The sequence below is a fragment of the uncultured Dokdonia sp. genome, from assembly GCF_937910895.1.
Classification (GTDB): domain Bacteria; phylum Bacteroidota; class Bacteroidia; order Flavobacteriales; family Flavobacteriaceae; genus Dokdonia.
Genome location: NZ_CALEMI010000105.1, coordinates 1 through 14,274 on the forward strand (window position 1 = coordinate 1; position 14,274 = coordinate 14,274).

General features: G+C 32.2%; 14 protein-coding genes. 1 reads left to right on the plus strand and 13 read right to left on the minus strand.

The genetic code is table 11. The annotated features are described in order from the left end of the window. A partial coding sequence (locus Q0505_RS12555) for a hypothetical protein (RefSeq protein ID WP_299213366.1) occupies positions 1 to 398 on the minus strand: 398 nt, incomplete at its 3' end. Positions 399 to 471: 73 nt separating this feature from the next. Here Q0505_RS12555 and Q0505_RS12560 point away from each other — a divergent pair. Next, a complete protein-coding gene (locus tag Q0505_RS12560) occupies positions 472 to 1,197 on the plus strand; it encodes a CpsB/CapC family capsule biosynthesis tyrosine phosphatase (protein WP_299213368.1) in 726 nt (241 codons plus the stop codon). 54 nt (positions 1,198 to 1,251) lie between these two features. On the opposite strand, the gene Q0505_RS12565 is transcribed toward Q0505_RS12560, so the two are convergent. The 12 genes from Q0505_RS12565 to Q0505_RS12620 all read right to left on the minus strand — a co-directional run. Beyond that, the gene (locus Q0505_RS12565) at positions 1,252 to 3,639 is read right to left on the minus strand and encodes a tyrosine-protein kinase (protein WP_299213370.1); all 2,388 of its coding nucleotides are present in this window, start codon (positions 3,637 to 3,639) and stop codon (positions 1,252 to 1,254) included. A 5-nt stretch (positions 3,640 to 3,644) separates the two neighbouring features. Continuing rightward, complete coding sequence (locus Q0505_RS12570; protein ID WP_299213372.1) at positions 3,645 to 4,406, minus strand: polysaccharide biosynthesis/export family protein; 762 nt, start codon at positions 4,404 to 4,406, stop codon at positions 3,645 to 3,647. Between the two features lie 80 nt (positions 4,407 to 4,486). Continuing rightward, positions 4,487 to 6,460: a nucleoside-diphosphate sugar epimerase/dehydratase gene (locus Q0505_RS12575; RefSeq protein WP_299213374.1), complete on the minus strand. Its 1,974-nt coding sequence runs from the start codon at positions 6,458 to 6,460 to the stop codon at positions 4,487 to 4,489. A 17-nt stretch (positions 6,461 to 6,477) separates the two neighbouring features. After that, complete coding sequence (locus tag Q0505_RS12580; protein WP_299213376.1) at positions 6,478 to 7,617, minus strand: aminotransferase class I/II-fold pyridoxal phosphate-dependent enzyme; 1,140 nt, start codon at positions 7,615 to 7,617, stop codon at positions 6,478 to 6,480. A 1-nt stretch (position 7,618) separates the two neighbouring features. Further along, positions 7,619 to 8,635, minus strand: a complete 1,017-nt coding sequence (locus Q0505_RS12585; RefSeq protein WP_299213378.1) for a ketoacyl-ACP synthase III — start codon at positions 8,633 to 8,635, stop codon at positions 7,619 to 7,621. Then, positions 8,632 to 9,378, minus strand: coding sequence for an SDR family oxidoreductase (locus Q0505_RS12590; protein ID WP_299213380.1), 747 nt, complete (start codon positions 9,376 to 9,378; stop codon positions 8,632 to 8,634). Before Q0505_RS12590 ends, Q0505_RS12585 begins: the two co-directional genes overlap by 4 nt. Further along, on the minus strand, positions 9,371 to 10,411 hold the full coding sequence (locus tag Q0505_RS12595; RefSeq protein ID WP_299213382.1) for a ketoacyl-ACP synthase III: 1,041 nt from the start codon (positions 10,409 to 10,411) through the stop codon (positions 9,371 to 9,373). The genes Q0505_RS12590 and Q0505_RS12595 overlap by 8 nt, the downstream gene beginning before the upstream one ends. A 4-nt stretch (positions 10,412 to 10,415) precedes the next feature. Then, on the minus strand, positions 10,416 to 10,643 hold the full coding sequence (locus tag Q0505_RS12600; RefSeq protein WP_299213384.1) for an acyl carrier protein: 228 nt from the start codon (positions 10,641 to 10,643) through the stop codon (positions 10,416 to 10,418). 13 nt (positions 10,644 to 10,656) lie between these two features. Then, positions 10,657 to 11,298: an acetyltransferase gene (locus tag Q0505_RS12605; RefSeq protein WP_299213386.1), complete on the minus strand. Its 642-nt coding sequence runs from the start codon at positions 11,296 to 11,298 to the stop codon at positions 10,657 to 10,659. Beyond that, on the minus strand, positions 11,291 to 11,905 hold the full coding sequence (locus Q0505_RS12610) for a sugar transferase (protein WP_299213388.1): 615 nt from the start codon (positions 11,903 to 11,905) through the stop codon (positions 11,291 to 11,293). The genes Q0505_RS12605 and Q0505_RS12610 overlap by 8 nt, the downstream gene beginning before the upstream one ends. 33 nt (positions 11,906 to 11,938) lie before the next feature. Then, positions 11,939 to 13,180, minus strand: a complete 1,242-nt coding sequence (locus Q0505_RS12615) for a glycosyltransferase family 4 protein (protein ID WP_299213389.1) — start codon at positions 13,178 to 13,180, stop codon at positions 11,939 to 11,941. 5 nt (positions 13,181 to 13,185) lie between these two features. Further along, the coding region (locus Q0505_RS12620; RefSeq protein ID WP_299213391.1) for a heparinase II/III-family protein at positions 13,186 to 14,274 on the minus strand (1,089 nt) is incomplete at its 5' end.

Sequence of the window (14,274 nt, forward strand, 5' to 3'; positions counted from 1 at the left end):
AATATGTTTCGACGAACTGTAGAAAGCTCATACGTGTCGTCTGTGAAATCTTTTGATCCTAATGTGATATCCACCCATTTATTTTTAAATGCTACGTAGAGTTCTGCTCTTTGTATATTAGGGTCTATCCCATCACGTGCAACCCCAGATGCCACAAATTGTAAACTACTATTTGGGGTTAAGGAGTAGTTCGCTTTCGCGAAAGCGTATACTAAACCATTCGTTTCTTGACTTAAACGCCCAAATTTATTAGAATACATCCAGAAAGGTAACTCCTCATTGGTGGTATATCCAAATCCTTCTACGCCTCCTTCATAAGTGATAGGAGAATTTTCTTGAGAATATATTTTTAGTGAGATATAGCATAAAAGAAAGGTAAAAATCAGGTGTTTTTTCATATCAAAAATATCTCTATAAAGATAATATGTTTTTAGAATATCAACTCTTTAAAATTTGGTTTATTTTTGTGCTATGCTACAGCTTTTTAAAAAGAAAACCCCGTTTATCGATATTTGGAGTGGGACACCTGAAATACATTGTCATGTATTACCTGGCATAGACGATGGCGCAAAAGACACAAGCACAAGCCTTACTATTATAGAAAAATACAAATCTTTAGGTTGTACACGTATTATTGCTACTCCTCATACCATGAGTGGTATTTATGATAACACTCCAGATACTATCAAAGCCTCCTATGATCTTATTAAAAATCAAGTTGAGGGATTAAAATTAAGTTTTTCATCTGAATATATGATAGATGAAAATTTTGACACTTTACTAGATACACATACGATTTTACCTTTACATAAAAATTATGTGTTGATAGAAATGTCTTATTTTCAACCTCCTGAAAACATAAAAGAACTTATTTTCAAAATCGGAACTTTAGGATATATCCCTGTTTTAGCACACCCTGAGCGATATGCATACTATCATAATAAACATGAAATTTTTAAAGATTTTAAATCAAGAGGATGTTTTTTACAATTAAATGCGCTTTCGCTTTCTGAGCATTACGGAGAGTCTTGTCAAAAAATAGCTTTAAAATTATTAAAAGAAGATATGTATGATTTTATAGGTATAGATACACATAGAATAGAGCATCTTAATAAATTAGAACAGATGAAAATTGGGAATGCTTATATAACGCCTCTCAAAAAAGTATGCGATACGACACGAGAGCTGTTTATATAAATCAAAAAAGCCTTTGAAAAAAATTCAAAGGCTTTTTTGATTTAGTAATTGTTACTATCTTTTAAATCGTAATAATTTCTTTATACGACTAAAAACACTTGGTGTTTCTTGCCCGTAACCATAGCCGTAGCCATATTTGCTTCCGTAGCCGAAGTTTGTGATTTTTATGCCATTTATTGCAAAAGCAATATTTTTAATCTTTCCTTCGTCATATAATTCTTTTGGATACTGTAAAAGTTTTTTATCTGTATATTCAGCACGACATACATACACTGTAGTATCAGCAAATTGACTTATAAGTAATGTATCTGTAACTAATAACGTAGGTGCTGTATCTACAATGACATAATCGTATTTGGTTTTTACTTCGTTAATGATTTTCTCAAAACGATCACTCATCAATAATTCTGCAGGATTAGGTGGAATTCTACCCGATAATATTACATCAAAACTTTGGTTCTCAATATCTACTTTATTGGTAATTGATTCAATTTCTACAGAAGGGTCAAACAAATATTCAGAAAGACCGATTGTCCACTCATTTTTGTCAATATACCTGTGGATTTGTGGATTACGTATATCTGCTCCTATAAGAAGTACTGATTTGTTTGTACTTGTTAATGTAATTGCAAGATTATAGGCGACAAAGGTTTTCCCTTCTCCCTTTATAGTAGAAGTAACAAAAACTACATTTCCATTTTGTTTGGCCTTAATAAAGTATCCTAAATTAGTCCTTAGAATTCTAAAAGCTTCTGCGAGTACAGATCTATCATTATTTTTAATCACTTCACTTTCCTTACTATCTATAATAGGGATCTCCCCTAATACAGGTAGCGTAGGAATTTCCTTTTCTAAATCTACTCTATTATGTATTTTTGTGTCAAATAAATTCTTAGAATAAATTATTAAAAAGGGAATAAAAAGTCCAATGGCAAGTGCTCCAATTAAAAACATTCTACGGTTTGGAGATACAGGACTCTTAATGCTATTTGCATAATCAACAATTTTTGCTTTAGGAGATGTCACTGCAAGTGCTATGGCGGTTTCTTCTCTTTTTTGTAAAAGATATAAATAAAGTGATTCTTTTATGGATTGTTGTCTTTCTATATTTCTATATTCTTTAGATATATTAGGTATTTTTGATAGTTTATTACCTATAGTTCCAATTTGAGAATTTAAATTATTACGTTCTATAGAAAGTGTTGTTTTTACGGTTTTTAAATTCTCTAAAATATTTGCTCTTAAATCATTTATTTGTTCCGTCAGCGATATTACTACAGGATTATCATTAGTTGCACTTTGAAGCATTCGCTTCTTTTCTAATATCAAGATATTATAATCGTAAATTGCCTTGGAAACCGCTTCTGACTCAACACCTAAATTTGCAGGTAATAATTCTGATTCATTTCCAGATTTAAGATATTGCTCCATTGTGTTATAGAGAGAAATCTTGGTTTCTACTTCCAACTTTCTATTCCTTATACTTCCAGAATTTTCTAAGAATATTTGACTTTCAGAGACAATATCTGTAAGGGTATTTTTCTCTTTAAAAGAAACATTACTAGTTTCTACAGAATCTAATTCTTTTGTTATGATTTCTAATCTATTATCAATAAATTCTGCGGTACTTCGTGAAATTATGCTTCTATCCTCTATAGCATCTTCATTAAAAACATCTACTAGCGTATTAAGTATATCCTCAGATTTGTTAGTATTATTTGCAATAAGTGATAAATTTATTACACTACTGTTTTTACTTACTGGATTAACTTGTAATGCACTTTGAAGCGCGTTTGTAGCATTCTCTACACTATTTAAAACAACAATAATAGCATCACCGCTGCCATCCTTTTTAAAATCATTGATTCCTGGAATGTCTGGAGTTAATACAATATCACCTACAATAGAAGAGATTCTTTCTCCAAATTTATGTTTTTTGTAGATACCGTTTTCACCTTCTTTAAGTTCAAATTCGGTAGGAGATAAAAGCTTGACATAAAAAATTCCTGTTCTTCTTTTATTTTCTAAGTCGGATGATAATCTTTTTAAAGTAAATGGTTTTTTTTCATACAATTCTGATCGTTTAATTTTACCATCCTTAAAATATGCTACATCAAGATCTAATCGGAGAATAATATTTTTTAAAAGCTTTTTTGACTTAATGATTTCCATTTCATTTTCAAATGAAGACCTATTAAGCGTTGCGCCAGAAATACCTAAGTCTTCAAATGCTGCAAGTTCAGAAATAGAACTATTATTTGAATCCTTTATTAATATAATAGCTTGAGTCTTATAACTTGGCGTACTGTACCTTAAATAAAATAATACAGATCCTATACTAATAACCAGCATAATTAAGAAGAGAGGCCAGTGTCTTATGTATTTTAGAACTTCTTCTTTTAAAGAAGATTCTTCTGCCTTAAAATTTATATCGTTTTTCATTTAATTTACCTTGAAAGAACACTTATTACGGAAATCAGGATACCTGCTAAAGAAATGAATACGGGTGTATTTCTGTTAAATGCAGCTCCTTGCATTCGAGCATGATTAGGGGAGACAATTACGATATCATTTTGTTGGAGATAATAGTATGGAGAGTTTACAATATTTATAGAAGTAATATCTAACTCACCATAAGATTTAATGTTATTTTCTTCTCTTATAACAACAATCTTTTTTCTTTTCCCAAAGATAGTCATATCACCAGAAAGTCCAAGAGCTTCAATTATAGTAATTCTCTCATCTGGTACTGTATATGTTCCAGGTTGAGTTACCTCTCCCAATACAGAAATTGTAAAATTTAATATTCTTAGATTAATAACAGGGTCATTTACATATTTTGAAATTTCCTTTTTCAGTAAATCAACTGCCTCTTTTCTTGTTTTATATCCTAAATTTATAGTTCCAACTAAGGGCATTTCAATATTTCCTGATTCATCAACGAGATATGTTTGTAAACGCTCAGTTGCATTACGTGATGTCGCTGAAACAGGATTAAATGGTTCTACTGCCTCTGGGTTCAAACCTGTTACTATAATAGATAAAAGATCATTAGGTCTAATAACTGTTTTATAACCTACGTTATTTTGTGAGTTAGCTTCTAAGTTTTCAATATCCTGAAAATAGAGTATTTCTTTTTTTGAAACACATGAAGTCATTAACAGGACGAATAAGATAAAACAAAAGGGGATTTTGATGTAAGATTTCAAAGTTTATATATCTAAAAATGAATGTGCAAAAGTAATCTTAAAAGTTAGATTAAACAATCTTTTAAGGATGATCATTTTAACTATTTTTGTTTCTCGACTTGGATATCTAAAATTTCAAATTCAGAGTTATTACTTTTAAATTCTGGAATTAATTGCTTTAATTTTGCCACAGTTTTATTATTCATATTTTCTTTTGCAGCGAGCACTATTTCTTTTATAGACTCATTTACGAGATGATATTCTTTAGTTTCATCTTCACTAATCATTATTTTATCGTGATGCGTAGGAAGCGTTTTACTTTTATCACTTAGTAATTCTTCGTAAAGCTTTTCTCCTGGACGTAATCCTGTAATTTTAATATGAATATCTTCATTTGGAGTATATCCAGCTAATTTTATCATCTTTTCAGCGAGATCCATAATTTTAACAGGCTCACCCATATCAAAAATAAAAATCTCTCCTCCTTTACCCATTGAACCAGCCTCAAGTACTAATTGGCAAGCTTCTGGAATAGTCATAAAATATCGAATAATATCAGGATGCGTAATCGTTACGGGACCACCAGCTTCTATTTGTTTTTTAAATAAAGGAACGACAGACCCATTTGAGCCTAATACATTTCCAAAGCGGGTGGTAATAAATTTTGTAATTTTTCTATTATCAGCTACCAACTCTTTTTGTTCAAAAAACAAAGATTGTACGTACATTTCTGCAGCACGCTTAGAGGCGCCCATCACATTACTTGGATTTACGGCTTTATCTGTACTCACCATCACAAAATGTCCTACTCCAAACTCGGTAGCAAGGTCGGCCATTAATTTTGTTCCTAATATATTTGTCTGGATTGCCTCAGAGGGGTTATCCTCCATCAATGGCACATGTTTGTATGCAGCTGCGTGGTATATTACATCTATTTTATAGGCATTAAAAAGAACACGCAGACGTTTTTTGTTAACCACATCGCATATTACAAAAGAAATCTTAAGATCTGGAAATTTATCCTTCAACTCTATTTGTAAGGCATGTAATGGAGACTCTGCCTGATCAAGAATAATAAGCCGTTTGGGATTAAATGTAGCCACCTGTCTTACAATCTCACTTCCTATAGACCCTGCACCGCCAGTCACTAAAATATTTTTATTACTAATTTGAATCGCTTTGTTTCTAGCATTAAGAACAATAGGTTCTCTATTTAATAAATCTTCTATTTGTAATGATTTAAGTTGATCTGTAACTGTTGTATTCTCAGACCAATTAATTACAAGTGGAGAATTATACACTTTTATATCATTTTCTAAACAATCTTTAACTAGTGCATACCGCTCTTCTGCATTTAGTGTGTTTCCAGAAAATATAATAGCTTGTGCATCTAGTTTACGTACAAGCGTACTAATAGGCGCATTCATTTCTAAAACTGGTTTTCCTAATATACGCAAGCTTTTATTTTGTCTTACAGATGTAAAACCCTGTATTAAAAATCGTTGTGGATGTTCTATGTCTAATGCTGCAGCAATTGAAATCGCTCCGTCATCTACTCCTACAATCACAGCTTTGATAAGTTCCTCCTCTCTCTGAGCTACTTTAAAATACTCATACAACTGTTTTACAGCCAGTCTGAAAATAAATAGCGCGGAAAACGAAATAAATAAGAACACTATTAATCCAGTGGTTATAAAAATCTTTTGACCAACGATAGTAAGACTTACAAGATTGACGATAAGTAATGTTAAAAAAGTAGATACTGATGCAAAGAATAATTTTAGTGCATCCATATAAGAAGAGTGTCTTATGAGACCTGCATACGTTTTAAATAGTAATAGAAAAACAAAACTAACCCCAACAAGAAGTCCTATCTGTTGAGAAACTCTTAGTGTTTTAAGAGGGACAATATGAAGATCTTTAAGTAAATAGTATGTTAGAAATAAACTAAACGTGACTAGCACTGTATCAATAAACAAAACAGCCCATCTAGGAAGATATCTAATATTCCTTATATCCAATTTATTATCGTCAGAAAATAAATTCTCAATAGCCGTTTGTAATTTACTTTTCATAAAAAATGATTGGTGTACTATTTGGATAGTACTTCAAAGATAACCTTTTCTATTCTTTGGGTATCTTTTGATGTCAAATTTGAACCTGAAGGTACGCATAATCCCTTTTCGAACAGATGAAATGCCACTTTTTCCCCATAAAATGCACAATCTTTGAAGACAGGTTGCATATGCATAGGTTTCCATAAGGGTCTTGACTCTATGTTTGCTTTCGCGAAAGCGAGACGAATATCTTCCCTAGTAATCCCATTAGTCTTCTCTGGATCTACTAAAATTGCTGAAAGCCAATTGTTACAATAAAAATCTTCATTAGGTTCTTTGAACACCGTAATTCCATCATAATTTTTAAAAAGCTCTTGGTAAAAATGATTCATTTTTCTACGCAAGTCTATATGCTTATCAAGTACTTCCATCTGCCCTCTTCCTATACCTGCAGAGATATTACTTAATCTGTAATTATACCCTATGCTACTATGCTGATAATGTGGGGCATCATCGCGGGCTTGAGTAGCTAGAAAAACGGTATGCTGTTTTGCCGCATCAGAAGGACATACTAGCGCCCCTCCTCCACTTGTTGTGATGATCTTATTTCCATTAAATGATAATACTCCAAAACGACCAAAAGTCCCACAGTTTTTACCTTTATAGGTAGACCCTAAGGCTTCGGCACTATCCTCTACAATTGGGATTTCGTATGTATCTGCTATTGCGTGAACTTCGTCTACGAGATAAGGCATCCCATATAGATGAACTGCTACAATAGCTTTCGGCTTTTTTCCTTTAGAAATTCTATCTAGAATAGCTTCTTCCAAATATTGAGGTGAAATATTCCAAGTAGTAGTCTCACTATCGACAAATACGGGTGTAGCTCCTAAATATGTGATAGGATTTGCGCTCGCTGAAAATGTAAAAGATTGGCAAATAACTTCGTCGCCTGCTCCTACGCCGCATTGCAAAAGTGCTAGGTGTAATGCAGCTGTTCCCGAACTTAAAACGGCAACCTGAGCATTTCCTAAATATGCACTTAAATCTTCTTCAAAGCCGGTTACATTAGGACCTAATGGTGCAATCCAATTCGTGTCAAAAGCTAAATTCACATAATCCTGTTCTGTACCTCCCATGTGAGGAGATGAGAGCCATATTTTATTTTCACTCATTTTAAAACTTTAATATTGTTGCTCCCCAAGAATACCCTACTCCAAATCCAGCAATAAGAACATGTGCCCCCTCCTTTATCTCAGAATCTTTCATTAGTTCTGCAATAACAATTTGTATAGTAGAGGAAACAGTGTTACCGCAGAAATTCATCTTGAGTTTAAACTTTTCTTTGTCTATTTTAATTTTCTTTCGCAAATGATTAAGCATATAGGCATTTGCTTGATGAAAAATATAGGAATCAATATCGTCTTGATTCAAGTTATTTTCTTTTAGAGTATCCATTACAAGCCCAGGAATATTTTTAGATGTGAAATTAAATATTTCTGGACCGTTCATTATTAAATCATTGCTAGTTGCTTCATTTCCGTAAGAATCTACATAAGTTTCAATTTCAGAATCACGATAACGCATTCCTCCTCCTTTTACTATAAGGTTTTCTGCACCAGAACCATCTGTACCTAATTTGAAATTTAGTATTTCTGCTCCATACCCATTTTTGTCATCAGAAACGAGTGTTGCTGAGGCAGCATCACCAAAGATACTACGGTTTCCTTTATCGTTTTTATTAATGAATTTACTATATGTTTCAGCGCAAATAAGTAACACATTTTTTGCTACGCCAGATGCGATTAATCCCTTTGCTAAAGTAAGTCCGTATATAAAACCTGAGCATCCTAAATTAAAATCTAAGGCTCCTGTGGACTTCGAGAGTCCTAATCGATCCTGTAAAATACAAGCTGTTGTGGGTAAAATATAGTCAGGACTTTGTGTACAAAATAATAAGAAGTCTATATCTGATTTAGAAACATGAGTATATTCATTAAAAAGTGTTTCAGCAGCTTTAACTCCCATATCAGAAGAAAACTCATCGGAAGCTGCGATATGACGTTGATCAATACCTATTTTACTTGCTATTTTTTTTACAGACCAATCTGGAAATTCTTTACTAAGCGATTCGTTCGTTACTACCTTTTCTGGTAGATAATAACTTATATGATTTATGTAAGATTTCTTCATCGTAATGTTAGTCCCCCATCTAATTTTAAATCAGTACCAGTCATCCATTTGCTTGCTGAACTTAGCAAAAAACAAGCAGAAGCTGCTACATCATCTGGTTTTCCATAGTCACCTAGTGGATAATTTTTCTTGTCCTTTTCAATGTCTTCCGAGCTACTATCAATAGAGTTGATTAAGTCTGTCTCAATCATTGCTGGTAGTATTGTATTTACTCTTATACCTTTTCCTGCAAGTTCTAATGCCATTGTTTTTGCAAGACCACAAACAGCACTTTTAGACGCAGAATAGGATGCATTACCTATATAAGTTACATTGGGTCCAGAAATCGATGAAATGAATACAATAGATGAATTTTTATTGATTTTTTTCTTTTTAATTATTTTTTTAGTAAGTAACGCAGGAGCTATTAAGTTGGTATTAAGCATGTTCTCCAAGTCATTTTTCTTCAAAAAAGAAAAAAGTTGAGACTGAACAATTCCCGCAGAATGAACGATCCCATCGATTTTATCTAATTTTTCAATAAATATATCGACGTCATCATCTTCATTAAGATCTAAAGAAAAATAAAGATGCCCCGTATTTTCTAAAAAATTGAGTGTTTCTTTTAATCTTTCTTCGTTTCTTCCTAATAAAATAATATTACCTCCTAATTGAGAGCACATAATTGCTGTTGCTCTTCCTATTCCAGAAGATGCGCCTGTCACAACAATAACTTTATCTTTAAGTGAAAATAAATTATTCATCTATTTCAATATTTAATATGTAGATATCCTTGTTCAAATCTAGTATGACACTTGCCCAAGAGAGTCCTACTCCAAATCCGCAACAAAAAACTTTATTATTTTTATTCGTAACCTCATTTAGTTGAGTAGTTATTGTTAAAGGAATTGTTGTACTACTCGTATTTGCAAAGTTATGAAGTGAATATGGAACTTTTTCTGATTCTATTTTAAGTTTTTTTCTGATTTTCTCATTCATAAACATATTAGCCTGATGAAAAATGAAATAATCAAAGTCGCTAACTTCTTTATCTACAAAAGTCAAAAATGACTTTATAGATTTAGGCACCTTACTTATTCCAAATGAAAAAACATCCATCCCATTTAAATATAGTGAAGGTTTAGTAGTATTGGAATTGAGCATGTTATTTTCATTTGTAGTTCTGAAACCTCCTTTTTTAACTTTAATCGCATCACAACCACCTCCATCAGAATTTAGGTCAAAAATAAACTTTCCTTCCTTAGATTTTGAAATAAGAGTAGCACTACCTGCATCTCCAAATAGTGGATAGGTAGCTGAGTCACTAGGAGTACATAGTTTTGAAACGGTATCTCCGACCAATAACAAAGCCTTTGCATTTGGGTTCATAGAGGTACTTAAAATACTTGTTACAGTTGATAAACCATACACATAACCAGAACAGCCCATATTCATGTCAAATGCTGCGACATGAGATGCAAGACCTAACTTGTGCTGAAGAATTGGTGCTGTTGCAGGAAGTATATAATCTGGAGTTTGAGAGACAAAAACTAAAATTTCAATATCTCCTTTGAACGTTTGAAATTGCTTTAAAAGATTAACAGCTGCAACATAACATAAATCTGAAGCTGTTGTCGTGTCATTTGCTAATCGTCTATATCTGATGCCTGTAGTTTTAAGAACCTTCTCTCCTTGTTCTCTTTCTATATGAGGATCATTAAGATTATCAATGCTATTTTTTGGAACCGCTGTAACGATTCCTTCAACTAGAACACCTGATATTTCAAATGTAGCCATAATGTTACTCTATTACTTTATTATACAATTCTTCTATTGTATTTGCATTTTTTATTATATCACCATTTATGGTTTTATCGAATTCATCATCTACCATTGCTATGATAGATAATGCAATCATGCTGTCCCACTCATCAATATCCTTAAATATGGTAGTTGGCTCAAAAACGACATCTTCTGATTCATCAAATTGTTCTGCAAATAATTCTGTAAACTTCTGTAATGATTTCATTTTAATTTATTTTTTAATTTATTTTTTTTCCTGGAACACCAAAATAAGTACGTCTATTAGATATACTTTTTGTAAGAAAAGTAAAGCCATTGATTTTATTTTCATTTCCTACTTTCTTCCCCTGCAATACAGAGGCACTCATCCCCCAAAAATTTTCATCCCCTATGATTACGTCACCTGATATTTGTACTCTAGGCATAAAGACATTTCCGTTTCCTATGACTGTATTATGACCTACTGCACAATACGTATTTATAAAATTAAAGTCCCCTATTTCTACATCACAAGAAATAAAACAACCATAAGCAATAAGGTTACCTTTCCCAAATAAAACACCTTTAGTTATGTGTGCATTAGGGTGAATGATATTTGGATAATTTAGAGATTTATTTTTCTCTATTAGATTCAAAATTTGTTTTTTAATTTGCGTATCTCCTAACCCAAAAACAATGCCTAAGTCATCTGTATAGTCTACTAAGTCCTCTATTTTTCCTAAACAAGGTAAATTGTCAACAATAAAATGTCCTTTAGGGATTGCATCATCATAATAACCTATTAATTCAATTTTATTTAAAGATACAGCGTTTATATCATCTATAAGATATTTAACCTCACGGCCTAATCCTCCTGCGCCTATTATTGCTACTTTATTCATTATGATTACTTCCCTTAAATGGCGTTGTGGTAGCAACACCCTTAGAATTAATATCTTCTGACTTAATTACTTTTTTGACAGTTAATAATAAAATTTTAAAATCAAGAATAAAAGAAATATGATTTACATACCAGACATCCAGATCAAATTTTTTTTCCCAACTAATTGCATTTCGACCATTTACTTGTGCCCATCCAGTAATACCTGGTTTTACATTATGTCTTTTAGCTTGTTCGTTAGAATATAAAGACAAGTATTGAGGAAGTAAAGGACGTGGTCCAACAATACTCATGTGTCCCATTAACACATTAAATAATTGAGGTATTTCATCTAACGATTTTTTTCTGATAAATTCACCGATTCTTGTAAGCCTATCTTCGTCTGGTAAAAGATGGCCATTATCGTCCTTTTTATCATTCATTGTTTTTAACTTAACAATTTGAAATATCCTTCCATTCTTTCCAGGTCTATCTTGCAAAAAAAAAGGTTTACCATCGTTTGCAATAAACAAACCTATAATTATGCACAAAAGTAAGGGTGATAAAAGTATTAGTACACACATTGACAATAAAAAATCTCCAAAAGGTTTTACTATTTTCTGATACATTATTTTATTTTTAATAATCGTAAAACTTTTGTTCTATTTTTCTTTTATCGTTTCAAGTCTTTTATAATAATACGATGCGAGTTTTGTTCTATCAAAATTTTCTTTTGCATACGCATAACCATTTTCACCTAGTACAGAAAGATCTTTATACTGCATCATTTCTATGACTTTATTTACAATATAATCCGTATTCTCTGGTTCTGCAAAAATACCACATTTTGCCTGTTCTACGAGCTCTTTTGAAATACCATCTATAAGCATAAGAACGGGAATTTTACAAGACATATAATCAAAGGTCTTGTTAGAATAAATCGTTTTAAATGTATCCACTTTTTTTAAGACAGACATTCCCATATCGGAAGATAAAATATATTTAAAAACCTCTTTTTTAGGAACTGAATCTTTAAAAATAATATTAGAAAGGTTTCTCTTTTTTGTTACTTCTATAAGATTTTCTTTTTCTGGACCATATCCTATTAATTGAAAGATCACTTGAGTATCTTGTAATCTTTCTGCCACATCTACCAATTGTATTAAATGATTTGCAACCCCATGAGCGCCTACGTACGTAATAACAAATTTCCCTTCTAGTCCTAATTCTTTTTTAAAAGAAATAGCGTCAAAATTATCATTTTTCAATTGTTCAGCTAGTGTAAAGTCTGCTGCATTAGGAACAAAAATAATTTTTTCTTTAGGAACTCCTTTTTCTATCAATTTTGCTTTAAAAGCAGGTGTTAATACATTAATTAGTTTTGATTTTTTATAGATATAATTTTCAAACCAATAGGCCATTTTGATGATAAGCTTATTTTTTAAAACACCTGTATCAATAGCAGATTCTGGCCATAAATCACGAACTTCAAAGACTATAGGAGCTTTTTTAAATAATGAAAGTATAACAGCCGTAATACCTACAAATAATGGTGGTGAAGTAACTACTATCACATCGTATTTCCCCTTAGCTACAAACAACCCAGCATATATTGAAGAAAAAACAAATGAAAAGTACCCCCAAAGTCTTCCTAAAAAACCAGAATTGTATGTTTCTGAAACATTGGATCGTATGACATTAACATTGGTATAATAACGATCATCTTTAAATATATATTTCCCTTTATATCTGTCTCTTTTTTTTCCTGTAGCATAATCTACCATTCCTGCTAGAACAGTAATTTCTCCTCCTAATGACGCCCAATTTTTTGTCATTTCATTAAAACGAGAACCTCCTCCGTCTGTTTTTTCTAAAAAATATTGATGAATTAAGAGTATGCGCATACCTACTAAAATCTCTTTATGTTGATGGTTGTTTTTAAAGTACCTGTTTGGTCTCTAAAAGATACTTGCAAAGATGGTATTTTAACTCCATAATAACTGGAATACCAAGCACTATCTTTGGTTGCACTTACTACTTTTCCATGAGCATCTACTGCCGTAATTTCTATAAACTCTTGCATACTTTCATCCAGATGCCAATACTGCTCCATAGCATCTCCATTTTTTAGTCCCACGTGATCAATAACTTCCCAAGATAATTGATTAATCTCTTTTTTAATTTCACGTTTATGGGTGTACCCTCCAATGTGTTTAAATGCTTTAATTTGCCCTTCAAAAAGATAGGTGTTTGTAGTTTTAGATAGGCTTGCTACAGCCTCTTTTACCCAATGATACCAGATAAATCTACTTCCTTTGAGCATTTGGTTTTGACCATTAATACTGATCGTATTATGACCTTTTGTTCCTGTAAAAAAGTTAATCTCTTCTTTAGAGGTATTATACATATAACTCCCTGCATCTCTTAAATAATTAACGCCATTTACCCAAATATCTAGATGTAGATTGTCTGCATGTGCTGGCCTGTCCTTATAAGAGCCACACTTAATAAAGGTTTTAACATCTTGTTCTTGAAAGATATAGTATCCGCTTTCGCGAAAGCTAAACATACCCTCTTCCCTTTTATCATCAACTTTGAGGTCTTGTAGTCCATACCAACCTTGACTTTCTGAAACTTCTCTGACCGCCCCATAAAGCACGGCTCTTAAATCGTCTAGTTGTGATTGATACACCCGATAGTCATCATCTGTAAGTTTAAAGAATAACGCGCCATCGTTAGAGCCATAATTAGGTAATTGTTTAGACACAGGATCTTGAGAGGCTTCTAGAAAGGCTAGTGACTTCTTTGCTTTTGTATATACAACATCAGAAAATGCATCTTTATGTAATTCTGACAGGCGTATCCCCCAAGTGAGTAATTGTATGGCAACGCGATGATAGTTCATAGAGAACTGAAGAAACGTACCATCATCATAAATCTGATACGCTATCTCTTGTTCAAACCATTTTTTACCTAGTTTACTCCATTTTTTAGTCTC

Coding starts and splice junctions, on each gene's coding strand:
- Q0505_RS12595 (WP_299213382.1), bottom strand. CDS start 10,411: ATGGCTACATTTGAAATATCAGGTGTTCTAGTTGAAGGAATCGTTACA.
- Q0505_RS12565 (WP_299213370.1), bottom strand. CDS start 3,639: ATGAAAAACGATATAAATTTTAAGGCAGAAGAATCTTCTTTAAAAGAA.
- Q0505_RS12610 (WP_299213388.1), bottom strand. CDS start 11,905: ATGTATCAGAAAATAGTAAAACCTTTTGGAGATTTTTTATTGTCAATG.
- Q0505_RS12585 (WP_299213378.1), bottom strand. CDS start 8,635: ATGAAGAAATCTTACATAAATCATATAAGTTATTATCTACCAGAAAAG.
- Q0505_RS12600 (WP_299213384.1), bottom strand. CDS start 10,643: ATGAAATCATTACAGAAGTTTACAGAATTATTTGCAGAACAATTTGAT.
- Q0505_RS12605 (WP_299213386.1), bottom strand. CDS start 11,298: ATGAATAAAGTAGCAATAATAGGCGCAGGAGGATTAGGCCGTGAGGTT.
- Q0505_RS12615 (WP_299213389.1), bottom strand. CDS start 13,180: ATGCGCATACTCTTAATTCATCAATATTTTTTAGAAAAAACAGACGGA.
- Q0505_RS12575 (WP_299213374.1), bottom strand. CDS start 6,460: ATGAAAAGTAAATTACAAACGGCTATTGAGAATTTATTTTCTGACGAT.
- Q0505_RS12560 (WP_299213368.1), top strand. CDS start 472: ATGCTACAGCTTTTTAAAAAGAAAACCCCGTTTATCGATATTTGGAGT.
- Q0505_RS12580 (WP_299213376.1), bottom strand. CDS start 7,617: ATGAGTGAAAATAAAATATGGCTCTCATCTCCTCACATGGGAGGTACA.
- Q0505_RS12590 (WP_299213380.1), bottom strand. CDS start 9,378: ATGAATAATTTATTTTCACTTAAAGATAAAGTTATTGTTGTGACAGGC.